The 18,883-nt window shown below is 66.5% G+C and carries 12 protein-coding genes and 1 CRISPR repeat array; of the genes, 7 read left to right on the top strand and 5 right to left on the bottom strand.

Features of this window, described 5'->3' with window-relative positions; all coding sequences use genetic code 11:
• Positions 1 to 50 precede the first annotated feature (50 nt).
• Both ACRSCF_RS21825 and ACRSCF_RS21820 read left to right on the top strand, forming a co-directional pair.
• Positions 51 to 737, top strand: coding sequence for a helix-turn-helix transcriptional regulator (locus ACRSCF_RS21825; protein ID WP_034368631.1), 687 nt, complete (start codon positions 51 to 53; stop codon positions 735 to 737).
• Positions 718 to 1,254, top strand: a complete 537-nt coding sequence (locus ACRSCF_RS21820; RefSeq protein ID WP_244386591.1) for a DUF6036 family nucleotidyltransferase — start codon at positions 718 to 720, stop codon at positions 1,252 to 1,254. Before ACRSCF_RS21825 ends, ACRSCF_RS21820 begins: the two co-directional genes overlap by 20 nt.
• Positions 1,255 to 1,297: 43 nt before the next feature.
• Here ACRSCF_RS21820 and mog read toward each other — a convergent pair whose 3' ends face one another.
• A complete protein-coding gene (gene mog, locus ACRSCF_RS21815; protein ID WP_016449653.1) occupies positions 1,298 to 1,903 on the bottom strand; it encodes a molybdopterin adenylyltransferase in 606 nt (201 codons plus the stop codon).
• Positions 1,896 to 2,573 carry a ribosome biogenesis factor YjgA gene (yjgA, locus tag ACRSCF_RS21810; RefSeq protein ID WP_016449652.1) on the bottom strand — a complete coding sequence of 226 codons (678 nt, stop codon included), beginning with the start codon at positions 2,571 to 2,573 and terminating at the stop codon, positions 1,896 to 1,898. Before yjgA ends, mog begins: the two co-directional genes overlap by 8 nt.
• Positions 2,574 to 2,639: 66 nt before the next feature.
• Between yjgA and pmbA the strand changes: the two genes are divergently transcribed.
• Together pmbA and ACRSCF_RS21800 are read left to right on the top strand one after the other, a co-directional pair.
• On the top strand, positions 2,640 to 4,049 hold the full coding sequence (gene pmbA, locus ACRSCF_RS21805) for a metalloprotease PmbA (RefSeq protein ID WP_016453829.1): 1,410 nt from the start codon (positions 2,640 to 2,642) through the stop codon (positions 4,047 to 4,049).
• 284 nt (positions 4,050 to 4,333) lie between these two features.
• Positions 4,334 to 6,546: a CRISPR direct-repeat array (repeat unit 32 nt; unit sequence GTCGCGCCCCGTGCGGGCGCGTGGATTGAAAC).
• Positions 6,547 to 6,765: 219 nt separating this feature from the next.
• On the top strand, positions 6,766 to 8,493 hold the full coding sequence (locus ACRSCF_RS21800; RefSeq protein WP_244386589.1) for a methyl-accepting chemotaxis protein: 1,728 nt from the start codon (positions 6,766 to 6,768) through the stop codon (positions 8,491 to 8,493).
• Positions 8,494 to 8,548: 55 nt separating this feature from the next.
• Here ACRSCF_RS21800 and ACRSCF_RS21795 read toward each other — a convergent pair whose 3' ends face one another.
• The gene (locus ACRSCF_RS21795; protein WP_017407592.1) at positions 8,549 to 11,902 is read right to left on the bottom strand and encodes a mechanosensitive ion channel domain-containing protein; all 3,354 of its coding nucleotides are present in this window, start codon (positions 11,900 to 11,902) and stop codon (positions 8,549 to 8,551) included.
• 372 nt (positions 11,903 to 12,274) lie between these two features.
• Here ACRSCF_RS21795 and ACRSCF_RS21790 point away from each other — a divergent pair, with 372 nt between their 5' ends.
• Genes ACRSCF_RS21790 through ACRSCF_RS21780 form a run of 3 tightly spaced genes read left to right on the top strand, consistent with a single transcriptional unit; the run spans position 12,275 to position 17,137 of the window.
• A complete protein-coding gene (locus ACRSCF_RS21790; RefSeq protein ID WP_016449756.1) occupies positions 12,275 to 14,197 on the top strand; it encodes a PrkA family serine protein kinase in 1,923 nt (640 codons plus the stop codon).
• A gap of 46 nt (positions 14,198 to 14,243) precedes the next feature.
• A complete protein-coding gene (locus ACRSCF_RS21785) occupies positions 14,244 to 15,512 on the top strand; it encodes a YeaH/YhbH family protein (RefSeq protein WP_016449755.1) in 1,269 nt (422 codons plus the stop codon).
• Positions 15,509 to 17,137 (top strand): SpoVR family protein, encoded by a 1,629-nt coding sequence (locus tag ACRSCF_RS21780; protein WP_160855149.1) that lies wholly within the window; start codon positions 15,509 to 15,511, stop codon positions 17,135 to 17,137. Before ACRSCF_RS21785 ends, ACRSCF_RS21780 begins: the two co-directional genes overlap by 4 nt.
• 25 nt (positions 17,138 to 17,162) lie before the next feature.
• On the opposite strand, the gene ACRSCF_RS21775 is transcribed toward ACRSCF_RS21780, so the two are convergent.
• Positions 17,163 to 17,471 carry a hypothetical protein gene (locus ACRSCF_RS21775; RefSeq protein ID WP_016449753.1) on the bottom strand — a complete coding sequence of 103 codons (309 nt, stop codon included), beginning with the start codon at positions 17,469 to 17,471 and terminating at the stop codon, positions 17,163 to 17,165.
• Positions 17,472 to 17,532: 61 nt separating this feature from the next.
• Positions 17,533 to 18,873, bottom strand: a complete 1,341-nt coding sequence (locus tag ACRSCF_RS21770; protein WP_244386587.1) for an ammonium transporter — start codon at positions 18,871 to 18,873, stop codon at positions 17,533 to 17,535.
• Positions 18,874 to 18,883 lie beyond the last annotated feature (10 nt).

Raw genomic sequence — 18,883 nt, 5'->3', positions numbered from 1 at the left:
TGTCTAGAAAAACAATCAAAAATTCAGGTTTTGCTTAGAATAATGGACAAATGAAAACGCCAGAAAAGTCCACCCTTCTTCAGCGCCAACTGCTTTTGCAGTTCGGTGACCGGCTCAAGCGTCTGCGCAAGGAGCAGGGGCTGGGCACGGTCGAGATGGCCTCGCGCGTAGGTATATCCCGCAGCACGCTCGCTGCAGTCGAGTCCGGCGATCCCGGGCCATCCATGGGCACGTACCTGCGAGTCATGTTGGAACTGGGCATAGGGGGAGAATTGGCATTGCTGGCGGGCGACGCCCTGCAGCCCGCGCCCGCAGGAACTGCCGCAGCCCGTTCGCGCCATGCCAGGCCCGTCGTACAGGTTCTGGTGCGTGCGCAGGATGCGCGCCATGAAGTGCAGGATCTGCAAAGCCTCGCATTGCATGAAGAAGCCGTGCGCCTTGTGCGATCTGACCCGGCATTGCTGCAGCAGGCACAGGACACGTTGGAGAGGTGGTTGAGCCAGGGGGATTCGCATTCCGCCAGCCTGTGGAGGCAGTGGCAGGATGTCTTGCAAAATGGCCGCTGGCGCACCATCCTGGTCCGCACGCGAAGGGCCCAGGAACTGCGCCAGGCCTCGCCCCTGACATCGGTGCTGCCCGAACAGGTGCGCCAGCAGGTACTGGCGCAGGTGGGGGATCTCAAGCGGGGCGTTGCATTGGGAGATACAGGGCGGGCCTATGAACCGAGAGGATCTTGAGCACATCATTCGTGCGAGCGGGGATGTGACGAATGAGTATGAATTCGTCATCGTGGGAAGTCAGGCAATCCTGGGCTCCATCCCGTATCCCGAGCCGGTTTTCAAGATGTCCGCAGAGGCGGACATCTATCCGCTCAACGCTCCGGATCTGGCGGACCGGATCGACGGATCCATTGGCGAAGGCTCTCGCTTCCACGAGTCCAATGGCTACTACGCGCAGGGCGTGGGCCCGGACACGGCAGTGCTTGCCTCAGGCTGGCAAAACCGGCTGCACCGTATCCAGAACGGCAATACCAACGATCGCGTCGGCTATTGCCTTGATGTGCTGGATCTCTTTCTCTCCAAGGCCCAGGCGGGGCGCGACAAGGACCGGGTGTTTTGCATGGCACTGATGGAGCATGGCCATATACAGGTCGATGCGGCACTGAAACTGGCAAGCAGCATGCCGTTGGGTGATGACGGCAAACGGCAATTGCGGGCCCGGATTCAGCGCTGGTTCAAGGGGCTGAAAAAATAAAAAGCAGCCCGCAGGCTGCTTGTCGATTGCCGTGTCCGCGCGATCAGGCCGCAGGTCGCGCGGTGCGCACTGCGCTCTTGGGGCGGAACGCCTTGCAGACGCTGTCGTCCGTTTCCAGATAGGGCCCGCCGATCAGGTCAACGCAATAGGGCACGGCCGCAAAGATGCCGTTGACCTTTTGCGTGCCATCGGGGTTCTTCAGGCCTTCCAGGGTTTCGGCAATGGCCTTGGGCTGGCCCGGCAGGTTGATGATCAGGCTCTTGCCACGGATCACCGCCACCTGGCGCGACAGGATCGCCGTGGGCACAAAGGCCAGGCTGATCTGGCGCATCTGCTCGCCAAAGCCCGGCATTTCCTTGTCGGCCACGGCCAGCGTGGCTTCGGGCGTGACATCGCGCGGGGCGGGGCCGGTGCCGCCCGTGGTCAGCACCAGGCAGCAGCCTGCATCGACCAGCTCGATCAGCGTGGCGCTGATGCCGGCCTGCTCGTCGGGGATCAGGCGCGGCTCGAACGTGATGGGGTTCCTGAGCGCGCGGGTGAGCCAGTCCTGCAGGGCCGGCAGGCCCTTGTCCTCATAGACGCCGCTGCTGGCACGGTCGCTGATCGAGACGATGCCGATGCGCACGGCGTCATGGACGGGCTCACTCATCGTCGGCTTCCTCGCCAGCGCCGTCACCGTCCTCGGCTGTCTCGCGGCCCGTGCCGCCCAACTGCTGGCGCACCAGCTGGAACAGATCGCGGTAGGCGCGGCCCTTGCGCTGGGCCAGGCCGGTGGATTCCTGCACATTGGCCTCATGGGCGCCCGGCATGTCCTTGCGGGCCTGGCGGATCAGGGCGCGCAGCTGCTGGGTGTCGGTGTCGGGGAAATGGTCCAGCCAGATGGACAGGGCCGATTCCTCGGCAATCAGGCGGTCGCGCCATTGCTCGGCGGCGTGCAGGGCCATCTTCTCGGCGGCCGAGCCGTTGTGCTGCTCGTCCAGTGCCGCGCGCACGGCGGCGATCTCGGTCTCGTCCAGCTTGCGCATGAGCTTGCCGACGTACTGCATCTGGCGGCGCTTGCCTTCGAAATTGGTGATGCGCTTGGCCTCGGCCAGGGCATCGGCCAGTTGGTCGGGCAATTGCAGGCGCTTGAACAGGTCGGAGCGCAGCGTCAGCAAATCCTTGCCGAGGTCCTGCAAGGCGTCGGACTCGCGCTTGAGATCCGTCTTGCTGGAGTCGGGGGTGCCTTTGAGTTCGGCCTTGAGCTGCAGGTCGAGTTCGCTGCCTTCGGCAACGAAGTGACCTTTGACGTAGTAGCCTTTTTTGGGTTTGCGTGACATGGGGTAGGGGACAAATACAGTGGCGGCGCGGAGGGCGCTGCAGTGGCGGCTATCATAGCCGCCGCTATGAAAAAACCCCGTCCCCGCGCGGCAAGCACCGCCAAACCGCAGGCTGATTCCGGCTTCAGCTACAGCCAACCGTTTTTTGAAGACCTGGTGGACCGTGCCCTGGTCCATGCCAAGAAGCTCGGCGCCACCGACGCCGGAGCCGAGGCTTCCGAGGGCTGCGGCCTGAGCGTGAGTGTGCGCAAGGGGGCGCTGGAGACCGTGGAGCGCAACCGCGACAAGTCGCTGGGCGTGACCGTCTACCTGGGCAACCGCCGTGGCAACGCCAGCACCTCCGACTTCTCGGATGCCGCCATCCAGCAGACCGTGCAGGCCGCCTACGACATCGCGCGCTTCACCGCCGAGGACCCCATGGCCGGCCTGCCCGATGCGGCCGACATCGCCCCGCCCGGCACCCACCGCGACCTGCAACTGTTCCACCCCTGGGAGCTGACCAGCGAGGCTGCGGCGCAGCTGGCGCTGCAGTGCGAAGAAGCTGCCCTGGGCACGCACAAGCGCATCACCAACAGCGAAGGCGCTGGCGTCTCGGCCCAGCAAAGCCATTTCTTCAGCGCCCATACCAATGGTTTCCGTGGCGGCTACGCCAGCTCGCGCCACAGCCTGTCGGTGGCGCCCATCGCATCGCTGCCCGGCCGCAATGGCGAGATGCAGCGCGATGCCTGGTACAGCTCCATGCGCAACGCGGCCGACCTGGCCTCGCCCGAAGCCGTGGGCCGCTACGCCGCCCAGCGCGCCCTGAGCCGCCTGGGCAGCCGCAAGATCCCGACCACCGAGTGCCCGGTGCTGTTCGAGTCCACGCTGGCCGCCGGCCTGCTGGGCAGCTTCGTGCAGGCCGTCAGCGGCGGCGCGCTGTACCGCCGCAGCACCTTCCTGCTCGACTCGCTGGGCAAGCCCGTCTTCCCCAAGCACATCGACATCACGGAAGATCCCTTCATCCTCGGCGGCAAGGGCAGCTCGCCCTTCGACGAGGAAGGCGTGCGCGTGCAGGCCCGCAAGGTGGTGGATGCCGGCCGCGTCGAGGGCTACTTCCTGTCCAGCTACTCGGCACGCAAGCTGGGCATGAAGACCACCGGCAATGCCGGCGGATCGCACAACCTGGTCATGACCTCGCGCCGCACCAAGGCCGGCGACGACCTGCCCGCCATGCTCAAGAAGCTGGGCACTGGCCTGTTCGTGATCGAACTCATGGGCCAGGGCGTGAACTACGTGACCGGCGACTACTCGCGCGGCGTCAGCGGCTTCTGGGTGGAAAACGGCGAAATCGCCTTCCCCGTGCATGAGATCACCATCGCCGGCAACCTCAAGGACATGCTCAAGGGCATCGAGGCCGTGGGCGCGGATGCCTACAACTACGGCGCCAAGACCGTGGGCTCTATCCTGATCAACCGCATGAAGGTGGCTGGTAGCTGATTGGCTTGCGGCTGCGCATGCTGAGGAAAAGCGGCCTGAAAGGCCGCTTTTTTGTGGGCACCCAGTCACCGCGTGCCCCGGACGCAGTTGGCCGCACCAGCTCGCGTCCCGCGAACCCCAAGTGACCTTTGTCCTCCCCTGAGGTTCGCATTTCTGCAAGCCGTTGTTTTTGTTGAGGCATCACTGCGTCTGTCGTGGTCCTTGCCGTTTTTCCGTGACAGAGCGCGCAGGTTCGCGATGGTGAAGCTTTTTTTGCAGTGGTACGGCTGGGTTATAAGCATGCCGTCGCGCCCCGTGCGGGCGCGTGGATTGAAACAAGGACTTCGTGGGCGGCCAGCTGTACATGGAGGTCGCGCCCCGTGCGGGCGCGTGGATTGAAACCCCATCCAGTTCGGAAAAACCGAAGTGGAGGTCAAGTCGCGCCCCGTGCGGGCGCGTGGATTGAAACTATTTCGCGGGCCTCGTCTCCGAGACCTACGACCCGGTCGCGCCCCGTGCGGGCGCGTGGATTGAAACCTTGACAGACTGCGAATGAAATCCCGCGCAGATGTCGCGCCCCGTGCGGGCGCGTGGATTGAAACTCAAATCCAAGCTGCAAATCACAGACGACGATGTCGCGCCCCGTGCGGGCGCGTGGATTGAAACGCGCAGCCGCCAGAGGCGGGCACAAGGGTGGCGTCAGGTCGCGCCCCGTGCGGGCGCGTGGATTGAAACCTTGTAATCGCCGTTGCCCTTGCCCTCCTTGTGGGTCGCGCCCCGTGCGGGCGCGTGGATTGAAACAAAAGCTCAGCCAGCAGGAGCAGCCGGGCCATCAAGTCGCGCCCCGTGCGGGCGCGTGGATTGAAACGTTCCTGAAGTCCATCAGCGTCCTGCCCGTCACGGTCGCGCCCCGTGCGGGCGCGTGGATTGAAACTTCAGCAGTGCGCGCGCCGAACAGCCAGCGGTAGGTCGCGCCCCGTGCGGGCGCGTGGATTGAAACTCGGCCCGATGGTCAACCCGGCTGTGCAGAACGTGTCGCGCCCCGTGCGGGCGCGTGGATTGAAACCTGGGCCTCGCCGCCCTGGTCGTGCTGCTCGCCGCCGTCGCGCCCCGTGCGGGCGCGTGGATTGAAACTGTGTGCCTGATCCTGACAAACCCAAAGAGCCCGGTCGCGCCCCGTGCGGGCGCGTGGATTGAAACAGTTGATGCGCTCTGCATGGGTGGTTGTGTAGTGTCGCGCCCCGTGCGGGCGCGTGGATTGAAACATGGCCCATCGCGCGATTGCTCGATGGGTTTTCGTCGCGCCCCGTGCGGGCGCGTGGATTGAAACGCCCGCCTTGAAATCACGGAAGCCGGCGTCCTTGGTCGCGCCCCGTGCGGGCGCGTGGATTGAAACGGCACGACCGTGACCGTGTAGCCCGCTTGCCTGAGTCGCGCCCCGTGCGGGCGCGTGGATTGAAACCGACCCGCGCGAGCTGCTGGCCAAGGGCCTGCCGTCGCGCCCCGTGCGGGCGCGTGGATTGAAACGCCCTTGCTGGGGTCGACGCCGTCATACCAGGTGGGTCGCGCCCCGTGCGGGCGCGTGGATTGAAACATCGTCGCTGCTCCTCGCGTTGCTTGTCCCTGCTGTCGCGCCCCGTGCGGGCGCGTGGATTGAAACCAAACCACCCCAGTGCCCGCTGCTGCAGCGCGCGTCGCGCCCCGTGCGGGCGCGTGGATTGAAACAGCACCTCGGTGCTGAGCGAGGCGGGGCTATCGGTCGCGCCCCGTGCGGGCGCGTGGATTGAAACAACGACCTGCACGCGCTGCGCGGCCTCGATGCCGTGTCGCGCCCCGTGCGGGCGCGTGGATTGAAACACCAACGTGCTCGGCCAGACCATGAAGGTTTCGCGTCGCGCCCCGTGCGGGCGCGTGGATTGAAACCCGACAGGCCAGCAATGCCCACCGAGGCCCTGGCGTCGCGCCCCGTGCGGGCGCGTGGATTGAAACCAGCCATCCCACTCCAGTGTCTTCGCGGCAATCTGGTCGCGCCCCGTGCGGGCGCGTGGATTGAAACCTCACTGCACTCACCGAATGTGGGAGGGCGCCATGTCGCGCCCCGTGCGGGAGCGTGGATTGAAACATCTGGACGCGCGCAATGATCATCGACTACCTCAGTCGCGCCCCGTGCGGGCGCGTGGATTGAAACGCCGCATCCGATGAGCAGGGTCGAGACCTCATCAGGTCGCGCCCCGTGCGGGCGCGTGGATTGAAACTTGAAGCCGCTGATATGGGTCTCGGGTATGCCCAGTCGCGCCCCGTGCGGGCGCGTGGATTGAAACAAACAGGCGCATCTGCTGCAGGTACGGACCAAGGTCGCGCCCCGTGCGGGCGCGTGGATTGAAACACATCGCTTAACGCCTCATCCATAGCGCAGCCTGCGTCGCGCCCCTTGCGGGCGCGTGGATTGAAACCTGGGCCAGATGATCGAAGTCCTGGAGGGCGAAGTCGCGCCCCGTGCTGGCGCGTGGATTGAAGCATGGCCATCAAGCGCGAAATGAGGGGTTCTGGCAATCGCTGGCAGCCCGATGCCTGCATGCCGGCAAGGCGCTGTCCTACTGGATGTGCAGGGTTTGGGAAGGCGACACGACTGATTCAAATTGTCAAATTTGTTCCTTAATGTGTTTCCTCCGTGCCAGCAGTCTGGCCGGTTTGCGTAGGTGGTTCGAGGGAGAGCGACGTGGGTTTTCTGAGGCGTATGAAGTTGGGAACCATGCTGGGCATGGGTTTCCTTGCGGTGATCGTGGTCTGCGTGTGCGTGGCCGGCTTCGGCTGGATGAAGCTGCACGATCAGGGGGAGCAGTTGCGTGTTTTGGCCGAGGACCGCATGGGCAATCTGGCCCGGCTGCAATCGCTCAAGGACAACGCCAATGTGTCGGCGCGGGTGGTGCGCAATCTGGCGCTGATCACCGATCCGGCGCAGATGGCCGAGGAGAGCCGCCGGCTGGATGAGGTGGTTGCCAGGAACGGCCTGGTCATGAAGGAGTTGGACCAGCGCCTGCAGACCGAGCAGGCGCGCCGGCTCTTTGCCGACATACGGCAGGCGCGCCAGCCTTTCGTGGAGACCATGCGCCAGGCCGGTGACCTGGGCCTGGCCAACCAGGGCGATGCCGCCAGGGATCTGATCATGGGGCGCCTGCGCTCCTTGCAGACGACCTATTTCGATGCGGTCGAGGCACTGGTCGATTACCAGAAGGCACAGACGCAGGCCACGGTGGACGGCTCCCTGCGCAGCGTGGCCGAAGACGGCGTGGCCATGCTGGTGCTGACGCTGCTGGCCGCCGCGCTGGGCTCTCTGGTGGCCTGGATGATCACCAGGACGGTCAAGCAGCAGCTGGGCGGAGAGCCCTCCTATGCCGCCGGGGTGGCGCGCCAGATCGCGCAGGGCGATTTGTCCGTGCGGGTGCAACTGGCGCCCGGAGACACCTCCAGCCTGCTGCACGCCATGGAGGACATGCGTGCCGGCCTGGCGCGCGTGGTCGCCGATGTGCGGCAAAGCAGCGAATCCATCGCGACCGGCGCCAGCCAGATCGCATCGGGCAATGCCGACCTGAGCCAGCGCACGGAGGAGCAGGCCAGCAATCTGGAGCAGACCGCCGCCTCCATGGAGGAGATGAACGCCACCGTCAAGCTCAATGCCGATACGGTGCGTACCGCCACCCAGCTGGCCGCATCGTCGAGCCAGGCCGCCACCGGCGGCGGCAAGATCGTGGACCGCGTTGTAGCCACCATGGAGCAGATCACCGCGAGTTCCCGGAAGATCGAGGACATCATCGGCGTGATCGACTCCATTGCCTTCCAGACCAACATCCTGGCGCTCAATGCCGCCGTGGAGGCGGCGCGGGCCGGCGAGCAGGGGCGTGGCTTTGCCGTGGTGGCATCCGAAGTGCGCAGCCTGGCCCAACGCAGCGCGGGGGCAGCCAAGGAGATCAAGGCCCTGATAGGTGAGAGCGTGTCCAAGGTGGACGAGGGCTCGGGCCTGGTGAGCGAGACGGGCTCCGCGATGAAGGACATCGTCCAGCAGGCGCAACGCGTTGCCGACCTGATCGGCGAAATAGGCGCGGCCACGGCCGAGCAGGCCGACGGTGTGGCGCAGGTGGGCGATGCCGTCGTTCAGCTCGACCAGGTCACGCAGCAGAATGCGGCCCTGGTCGAGGAATCGGCGGCGGCTGCCGCAAGCTTGAACGCGCAGGCTGCCAGGCTGGTCGATCTGGTCAGCCTGTTCAAGCTGGATGGGGTGTCCTCGTCCGTGTCCCTGCCCGCGTCCTCACCGACCCAGGCGCCAGCGCCAGCCGCCGCAGGCAGCCAGGGCGGCCAGCGGACGAAGGCGTCCCCAGCGGCACCCAGGGTTGCTAAAGCGCCTGCCAAGGTCACCCCGCTGCGCAATGCGGGCGAGCGTGTGGACGAGAACTGGGAAGTGTTCTGACCGCGAGCGCGGCAATGCCGCGCTGTGCGCGTGGAACCGGGGGGGCTTGTCGGCCTCATGCCGTCGGATGGGGTGGGGTCTGCCCAGATGCCTGCCCCGGTGCATGGGCCGGCATGTTGCGCACATGCAGGTCCAGCTGCGGGAAGGCCACGGCAATGCCAGCGTCCTTGAGCCGGTCGTTGACGCGGCGGTTGAGGTCGTGGCGCACGGGCAGGCGGTCTTCGACCTTGCCCACGTAGGCGCGCAGCTCGAAGCGCTGGCCGTTGCCTTCCAGCGCCATGAACCAGCAGTTGGGCTCGGGCTCGCGCAGCACCTGGGGGTGCTCCCTGGCAATGTCCAGCAGCATGTCGCGCACCTGCTCGGGGTCGTTGCCGTGGGCCACGGGCACGTCGATCACCAGGCGGGTCACGTCGTCGCTCAAGGTCCAGTTCGTCACCTGGCCGGTGATGAAGGTCTTGTTGGGGATGACGATTTCCTTGTTGTCGAAGTCCAGCACCGTGGTGGCCCGCGTGCGGATGCGCGTGACGGTGCCGGTGAGGGTGTCGATGGTGATGACATCGCCCACGCGGAAGGGCCGCTCCACCAGCAGTATCAGGCCCGAGACGAAGTTGGCGAAGATCTCCTGCAGGCCGAAGCCCAGGCCCACGGTGAGCGCCGCCACCATCCACTGCAGCTGGCCCCAGCGCAGGCCCAGCAGCGTGAAGGCGCTGACCGTGCCCGCGATGGTGATGGCGTAGCGCGCCAGCGTGGCCAGGGTGTAGCGCGCGGAGCTGCTGATGCGGTTGGAGGCCGACAACGTCACTTCCAGCAGGCCCGGCAGGTTGCGTGCAAAGCTGAAGGTGAGCAGCAGGATCATCACGCCCAGCAGCGCATCCATCAGGCTCACGGGGGCGGCATGCGCGATGCCGTCGGCGCCGGTGTTGGTGGTGTACCAGAGCACCACGCCTTCCGAGCGCAGCAGCGCAGGCAGCACGGGCAGCCAGGCGTAGACCAGGGTCAGCACGACCAGCACCTGCTGCAGCAGGCCCAGCAGCCGGTGCGCCTGGGCGCCCACGGTGACCAGGGCCATCTGGGTGGCTTCGTCGGTGGGGGCCTTGCCGGTGTCCACGCCCGAGCCGCTCTGGGCCAGCCTGGCGGCTTCGCGCAGCCGGTTCAGCGCCAGGCGCCGCTCGCCCAGCAGCAGCCAGCGCCGCAGCAGGTTGACCACGACCTCGACCGCGCCCAGGAACACGAAGCTGGCCATCAGGGCCTGGATGACTTCGGTGGCCGTGTAGACATAGCCGAGCACGATGCCCACGGCCAGCGCGCTGAGCATGAGCATCAGCACCACGCTGACGATCTGGCCCCAGTGGATGCCGGGCCGCTTTTGCTGCATGACACGGCGAAAGTACAGCCAGGCCATCCAGGCCAGGCCCAGCGACAGCATGAGGATGGAGATGCGCCCCCAGGTGCTGATGGCGTGGTTGTCATGGCTGTAGAAGGCCAAGCCGCCCAGCAGTTCGGCAGGCACGATCAGCCAGGCGGCGCGGCGCACCATCTGGCGCAGCATCTGCACGCGAGCAGCCGGCCAGCCGAAGTGGGCCAGTGCCAGCCCGCCCGGGCAGAACAGGGCGTTGAGCAAGGTGGCCACGAAGATGAAATCGCTGAGCTGGACCAGGGTGGCGCCCAGCGGCTCCAGCGCCGTGCCCACGGTTTCGGGGCCTTGCAGCAGGCTGCCCAGCGCCGCGGCCGCAAAGCTCCACGGCAAGGTGTAGAGCAGGCTCCAGCCCAGCGCCAGCAGGCTCAGCCCGAAGTGGTCGCGCATGAAGTCGCCCACGCGCACGGCGATGGACTGCAGCTGGCGCAGCGCGTAGCGGCGCAGGCCCAGCAGCAGGGCCACGATCAGGCCGACGGCGCCAAAGGCCCAGGGATCGTTCCAGATGCTGGCGGCCAGCGCCCGCGCGGTTTTCCAGGGCGAGCTGCTGCCTTCGATGTCCTGCTCCAGCGCCTGCCACTCGCTGAGCCAGGTACGGTCCATGGGGCGGTGGCTGGGGAACCACAGCAGCTCCTTGTCCAGCACCTGGCGCAACTCATTGCCGCTGCGCAGGGCCGCGCGCAGCGCGTCGTCGGTCTGCTCCAGCACGGCGATGCGGCGCAGCAACACCGGTTGCAGCTGATCGGTGAGCGCCACCTGCCGGGCCAGCAAAGCGGTCTGCTGGGCCGATACCGTGGCGTTGGCGGCCGGCTCCGGTGCCGCCACGCCGCCTGCATCCGCAGCGTCGGCCGGGGCCTGCGCCGCCGTGTCCGCGCCGGGGTTCTGGCGCCATTTGCTGGAGTTGAACAGTGTCAGGCGCAGCTCGGCCAGCTGGCGCTGCACGGCCCGGTGCCTGGCCTGCAGGGTGCTGCCGGAGGACAGCTCCACGCGCTGCTGCCACAGCCACTGGCCCACGGCCGCGCTGCCACCGCCCAGCCGCAGGCGTGCCTGGGTGTCGCGCAGCGTGGCGCTCAACTGGTCACGCACATATTCGTCATTGGCCAGGGTCTTGCGCTCCTGCGCCAGTTCATTGGAGTTCTTGAGGATCTGCGCGGCCAGCGCAGCATTGCGCTGGGCCAGGTCGCGTATGGCGGGATCGGCGGCGGAAGCGTGCTGGGCGGCCAGCTCCATCTCCTGCACCTGCTGCTCCAGTTGCTGGCGGCTGCGCTCGGCAATGCGCTGGGTCAGCCAGGCGGCGCGCGGCATACGCTCCAGCAGCTCGCGGCGCTGGGCCTGCAGCTGGGCGGCCAGCAGGCGCTGGCGGGCTTCGATGGTGGACTGCTCTTCCTGGCGCAGCGCCAGCTCCAGCAGGGCGCGGCGGTGCTCGGCGCTGCGGCGCGCCTGGCGGGCCTGGGTGAGATCGGGGGCCTCGCCGGGCTCGGCCGTCACGGGCTCGGCGTTTTCCTGGGCGCGCTGCTGCAGGATGGACAGATCGATGCGCCCCGGGCCGGGCTGCGAGACCAGGTTGGCCTGGTCGGCCGCGGATTTCTCGATGCCGGCCTTGAGGGCGGCAATGGCATCGCGCTCATCGGCCAGCAGGCGTTCCAGCACTTCCTGGCTGGCGTTGGCGGGAACGCGTTCCTTCCAGCGATCGAACAGGCTGCCCAGCTGCTCGTCGCTCAGCGGCGCGGGCAGGGGCGGCACGGGCGTGCGTGCCCTGGCGCGCATGCGGTCCAGTTCCTGGGCCAGCGCATCGGCTTCCTTTGTCGCCGATGCGGCGGCATCGAGCTGGGTCTGAATGGCGTTGCTTCGTTCCTTGTCGGACGCGGAGCCACCGCCCAGGGTGCCCTGCAAGGCACCCAAAGGGCCTGCTGCCGGTGCGGCCTTGGCCAGGCCCGGTGCCAGCAGGGCGAGCAGCAGGCCGAGCACCAGGCACATGGCCCACAGCAGGTGCATCGGCGTGACGGCAGCCAGTTTGCGCGATGGGCGACCGGCGGCAAGTAGGGGGTTGTCGGCAGGAGACATCGGTTCTGAATTCGGGCCTGTGCCGCTGTGTGAGTGCGGACTATCATTTGTCAAAAGTGGGAGCGTGAGGCGCTGTATTCGCGGGCCTTGCTGCAGGCCCGGCTGGCTCAAGCCCCTGTCCCGGCGCCGCAAAAAGCGGGGTAGTCCAGGAACCTGACATTGTGACCTCGCGCGCAATGCAGACATGTGGGACGTATGAGCTATTCAAAGCGGATGCAAGGTGCTACAACAGTTCCACACGGTAGCGAATGCCTTGCAACTTCGCGGCACTGTTCGCCCTCGGGTGCCGCCGGGAGAGGTCGTATGGATGTCATCAGCAACTCGGCTGCACGTTACGTTCGCCTTCGCGAAGAAGAGATGTCGCTGGACGAATTTCTCGCCCTGTGCCAGCGCGATCCCATGGCCTACGAGGGCGCCGCCCAGCGCATGCTGGCGGCCATAGGCGAACCCGAAATGGTGGACACGCGCAATGATCCGCGCCTGTCGCGGCTGTTTGCCAACAAGGTCATCCGGCGCTATCCGGCCTTCGCCGAGTTCTACGGCATGGAAGACTCCATCGAGCAGGTGGTGAGCTTCTTCCGCCATGCGGCCCAGGGCCTGGAAGAGCGCAAGCAGATCCTCTATCTGCTGGGCCCCGTGGGCGGTGGCAAGAGCTCCATCGCCGAGCGCCTCAAATACCTGATGCAGAAGGTGCCGTTCTACGCGCTCAAGGGCTCGCCCGTGAACGAGTCGCCGCTGGGCCTGTTCGACCCCGTGGAGGACGGGCCGCTGCTGGAGGAGCAGTTCGGCATTCCCCGGCGCTGCCTCAACCATGTGCTGTCGCCCTGGGCCGTCAAGCGCCTGGAGGAGTTGGGCGGCGACATCCGCCAGTTCCGCGTGGTCAAGCGCTATCCCAGCATCTCCAGGCAGGTGGGCATTGCCAAGACCGAGCCCGGCGACGAGAACAACCAGGACATCTCCAGCCTGGTGGGCAAGGTGGACATCCGCAAGCTGGAGAACTTTGCCCAGGACGATACCGATGCCTACAGCTACTCGGGCGGCCTGTGCCTGGCCAACCAGGGCCTGCTGGAGTTCGTGGAGATGTTCAAGGCGCCCATCAAGGTGCTGCACCCGCTGCTGACGGCCACGCAGGAGAGCAACTACAAGGGAACGGAGGGCTTTGGCGCCATTCCCTTCGACGGCATGGTGCTGGCCCACAGCAACGAGAGCGAGTGGAAGGCCTTCCGCAACAACCGCAACAACGAGGCCTTCCTGGACCGGGTCTACATCGTCAAGGTGCCTTACTGCCTGCGCGTGTCGGAGGAGGTGCGCATCTACGAGAAGCTGATCCGCGAGTCCTCGCTGGCCAGCGCCGTGTGCGCGCCCGGCACGCTCAAGATGATGGCCCAGTTCGCCGTGCTCACGCGGCTGAAGGAGCCCGAGAACTCCAGCATCTTCAGCAAGATGCAGGTCTATGACGGCGAGAGCCTCAAGGACACGGACCCGCGCGCCAAGAGCTTCCAGGAGTATCGCGACTATGCGGGCGTGGACGAGGGCATGTCGGGCATCTCCACGCGCTTCGCGTTCAAGATCCTGTCCAAGGTCTTCAACTACGACAGTACCGAGGTGGCGGCCAATCCGGTGCACCTGATGTATGTGCTGGAGCAGCAGATCGAGCGCGAGCAGTTCCCTGCCGAGCTGGAGACCAAGTACACCAGCTACATCAAGGAATACCTGTCGCCGCACTATGCCGAGTTCATCGGCAAGGAAATCCAGACGGCCTATCTGGAGAGCTACAGCGAGTACGGCCAGAACATCTTCGACCGCTACGTCACCTACGCCGACTACTGGATACAGGACAGCGAGTACCGCGACAACGATACCGGCGAGGCCTTCGACCGCAACGCGCTCAACGCCGAGATGGAGAAGGTCGAGAAGCCCGCGGGCATCGCCAATGCCAAGGACTTCCGCAACGAGATCGTCAACTTCGTGCTGCGCGCGCGGGCCAACAACCAGGGCAAGAACCCCAGCTGGACCAGCTACGAGAAGCTGCGCGTGGTGATCGAGAAGAAGATGTTCTCCAATACCGAGGAGCTGCTGCCCGTGATCAGCTTCAACGCCAAGGCCAGTGCCGAGGATGCCCGCAAGCACGAGGACTTTGTCACCCGCATGGAGGCCAAGGGCTATACGTCCAAGCAGGTGCGCCTGCTGTGCGAGTGGTATCTGCGCGTTCGCAAGAGCAACTGACGGGTGGGTGCGCCGCCCTTCGGCGCGCCCGGGCTGGGGGGAACAGATGGCATTGCAAATCATCGATCGCAGGCTGGCCGGCAAGAACAAGTCGGTGGGCAACCGCGAGCGCTTCGTGCGCCGCTACAAGGCGCAGATCGCCGAGGCGGTGCGCCGCGCGGTGGACAAGCGCGGCATCCGCCACATGGAGGAGTCCGAGAGCGTCTCCATCCCGCGCAAGGACATCCGCGAGCCCGTGTTCCACCACGGGCAGGGCGGCGTCCATGACACGGTGCACCCGGGCAACACCGAGCATGTGCGCGGCGACCGCATTGCCCGGCCGCAGGGCGGCGCAGGCGGCGGCGGCTCCCAGGCCAGCGACAGCGGCGAGGGCGAGGACGACTTCACCTTCACCCTGACCAAGGAAGAGTTCATGGAACTGTTCTTTGAAGACCTGGCCCTGCCGCGCCTGCTGCGCACCCACATCGGCAACACCATGCAGTACAAGACGCGCCGCGCCGGCTACAGCCACGACGGCACGCCGCACAACCTGGCCCTGCTGCGCACCATGCGCGGCGCCCTGGGCCGGCGCATTGCGCTGACCAAGGCGCCGCACCGCGAACTCAAGGCACTGGAAGAGCAGCTGCAAGCGCTGCTGGCGCAGGACGATGGCACCAGCGAGGCGGCGGCCGAGCTGCAGCAGCGCATCGATGCGCTGAAGCTGCGCATGGGCACGGTGGCCTTTCTCGACCCCATCGACCTGCGGTTTCGCAACCGCACGCGCGTGCCTGCGCCCATCAGCCAGGCCGTGATGTTCTGCGTGATGGATGTGTCCGGCTCCATGGACCAGGACCGCAAGGACCTGGCCAAGCGCTTCTTCATCCTGCTGTACCTGTTCCTGACGCGGCACTACGAGAAGATCGACATCGTCTTCATCCGCCACCACACGCAGGCGGCCGAGGTCAGCGAGGACGAGTTCTTCCACTCCCAGGAAAGCGGCGGCACGGTGGTCAGCAGTGCGCTGGTGCTGCTGGACCAGATCATCCGCGCGCGCTACCCGTCCGGGGACTGGAACATCTACGTGGCCCAGGCCAGCGATGGCGACAACTTCGGCGACGACGGCTCCAACTGCCGCAACCTGCTGGTCGACAAGATCCTGCCGCTGGTGCGCTACTTCGCCTATGTGCAGGTGGTGCAGGAAGAGCAGAGCCTGTGGCAGGAGTACAGCCAGGTGCTGCCGCTGTTCTCGCATTTCGCCATGCGCAAGGTGTCGGACGCCAGCGAGATCTACCCCGTGTTCCGCGACCTGTTCAAGAAAGAGGGGGTATCGGTATGAACCTCTCTCACTATCCCGTGCTGGCGCCCCGCCATGCCACGCCGCAGTGGAAATCCCATCTGGCCAGCGAACGGGCCCAGCGCATCGTGCCCTCCGCGCCGCTGCCGGCGGGGGAGCGGCCGGCCGAGCCTCTGCCCGATCCCAGCGACTGGACCTTCGAGCTCATCGAACGCTATCACGCAGCGATTGCGGCCGCCGCCGAACGCTACGGCCTGGACACCTATCCCAACCAGCTGGAAGTGATCTCGGCCGAGCAGATGATGGACGCCTACGCCAGCGTGGGCATGCCCGTGGGCTACCGCCACTGGAGCTATGGCAAGGAATACATGGCGACGGAGCGGCGCTACCGGCGCGGCCACATGGGCCTGGCCTACGAGATCGTCATCAACTCCAATCCCTGCATCAGCTATCTGATGGAGGAGAACACCACGGCCATGCAGGCCCTGGTGATCGCCCATGCGGCGTACGGCCACAACAGCTTCTTCAAGAACAACTACCTGTTCGGCATGTGGACGGATGCCGGCAGCATCATCGACTACCTGGTCTATGCGCGCGACTTCATCACCCAGTGCGAGGAGCGCCACGGCCTGACGACGGTGGAGCAATGGCTGGACTCCTGCCACGCCCTGTCCAACCTGGGCGTGGACCGCTACCGCCGCCCCTCCAAGAAAAGCCTGGCGCGCGAGCGGGCCGAGCGCGAGCAGCGCGAGGCCTATGCCCAGCAGCAGGTCAACGAGCTGTGGCGCACCCTGCCGGCCCGCCCGGGCAAGGACAGCGCGGCCCAGCACAGCGAGCGCTTTCCCAAGGAGCCCGAGGAAAACCTGCTGTACTTCATCGAGAAGAACGCCCCGCTGCTGGAGCCCTGGCAGCGCGAGATCGTGCGCATCGTGCGCAAGATCGCCCAGTACTTCTACCCGCAGCGCCAGACCCAGGTGATGAACGAGGGCTGGGCGACGTTCTGGCACTACACCCTGCTCAACACCCTGTACGACGAAGGCTGGCTGACCGACGGCGTGATGATCGAATGGCTGTCCTCCCACACCAATGTCATCTACCAGCCCCCGGCCGGTCACCGCGCCTACAGCGGCATCAATCCCTATGCGCTGGGCTTTGCCATGTACCGCGACATCCGCCGCATCTGCCAGGACCCCACCGAGGAAGACCGCTGCTGGTTCCCCGACCTGGCCGGCACGCCCTGGCTGCCGGCGCTGCACCATGCCATGCAGAACTTCAAGGACGAGAGCTTTGTCGGCCAGTACCTGAGCCCTCAGCTGATGCGCGACATGCGCCTGTTCGCCATCCATGACGACGCCAGCGAACGCGAGCTGCTGGTCAGCGCCATCCACGACGACGACGGCTACCGCACCCTGCGCCAGACGCTGTCGCAGCAATACGACCTGGGTGCGCGCGAGCCCAATATCCAGGTCTGGAACGTCAATCTGCGCGGCGACCGCTGCCTCACCCTGCGCCACACCCGCTACCAGGGCCGGCCGCTGTCCGACGATGCGCTGGAAGTGCTCAAGCACGCAGCGCGCCTGTGGGGCTTTGGCGTGCAGCTGGAAAGCGTCAACGGCGATGGCGACGCGCCCGTGCTGCTGCACTCGGTGCCCGCTCCACCGGCCTGATCCTCCTGCCTGAGCCAGCCAGGCCCTAGCGCAGCGTTCCCACGTACTTGCGGTTTTCCGCACGCTGGCGCATCAGCTCGCCTGCGCGCTGCATGAGCGGCGAGCGCTCGGCGGGGCCGGCCAGCGCGGCATTCCAGGCCGCTTCGAAGCGATGGGTCCATTCCACCAGCTCGGGCGTGCTGCGCGCCCCTTCCTGCTCCCGTGCGAAGCGGATGATTTCGGCGGCGTATTCGGCATTGGCCGCCAGCCATTCGGTATCGGTCACGCGGCCGCAGCTTCTGCGCAGCAGCACATGCAGGTGCGCGGCGATGGCCAGGAGTTCGCTTTCGGGCATGTAGTGGCACTCCTTCGGTTTGACGATCATCGGGCGCCGGGCCGCTTTGCGGCTCGGCCGTTCATCCACTCAGGCGTTCGCGGTGCAGCGCCAGGTCCAGGCCCTGCAGTTCGCTTTCCTCATCCACGCGCAGGCCGATCAGCATGTCCAGCAGCCACAGCAGCGCCGCCGTGGCCACCAGCGTGAACAAGGCCACGGCCAGCACGCTCACCGCCTGGGTGAGCACGCTGGCCTGCACGCCGCCGATCTGCGGGCTGGCAAACACGCCGGTCAGCAGCGATCCCACGATGCCGCCCACGCCATGCACGCCAAACACATCCAGCGAATCGTCCGCGCCCAGCAGCCGCTTGAGCCCCGTTGCGCCCCAATAGCAGGCGACACCGGCGATCAGGCCGATGCACAGCGCCGACAGCGGCGTCACGAAACCGGCTGCCGGCGTGATCGCCACCAGGCCGCCGACCAGCCCCGAGCACAGGCCCAGCAGCGTGGCCTTGCCGCGTACCACGTACTCGGCCAGCGACCAGGCCAGGGCGCCCGCGCTGGCGGCAATGTGGGTGACGGCCAGCGCCAGCGCCGCGCGGCTGTCCCCGGCCAGCGATGAGCCGGCGTTGAAGCCGAACCAGCCCATCCACAGCAGGGCCGCGCCCATCATGGTCAGGGCCAGGTTGTAGGGCTCGAAGGGCTCGTGCCCGTAGCCGCGGCGCGGCCGCAGGAACCAGGCGCAGACCAGCCCGGCCACGCCCGCGTTCACATGCACCACGGTGCCCCCGGCAAAGTCCAGCGCGCCCATGCGCGCCAGCCAGCCGCCCGGCTCCCACACCCAGTGCGCCACCGGTGCATAGACCAGCAGGCTCCACAAGCCCACGAAGATCAGCATGGCACCGAAGCGCATGCGCTCCACCCAGGCGCCCACCAGCAAGGCGGCGGTGATCACGGCAAAGGCCAGCTGGAACATCGCATAGGCTGCTTCGGGCACATGCGGCGCCAGGTGGCTCACGGCCACCAGGCCCTTGGCGGCGTTGAAATCCAGCCCCGCGAACCAGGCGCGCGAATCACCGCCTATCCACGCATTGCCGGGCGTGAAGGCCAGCGAATAGCCCAGTGCGAACCACAGAATGCTGACCAGGCAGGCAATCGCCACCACGCTGGCCATGGTGTTGAGCACGTTCTTGCGGCGCACCATGCCCGCATAGAACAGCGCAATGCCGGGCAGCGTCATCAGCAGCACCAGCACCGTGGCCGTCATCAGCCAGACCGTGTCCACGGCGCTGAGGGATTCCACCGCCACCAGCGACGGCCGCGTGATCGCCTGCTCGGCCGCCTGCGCCGTCTGCGCCACACCCAGGACCGCGACCCGTCCTCCCGCCACCAATGTTCTCAATGCCCGTGCGCACCTGTGCATGCAATGACTC

Source organism: Delftia sp. 11MD, assembly GCF_050907895.1.
Lineage (GTDB): Bacteria > Pseudomonadota > Gammaproteobacteria > Burkholderiales > Burkholderiaceae_C > Comamonas > Comamonas tsuruhatensis.
This window is presented reverse-complemented; position numbering and strand designations above follow the sequence as displayed.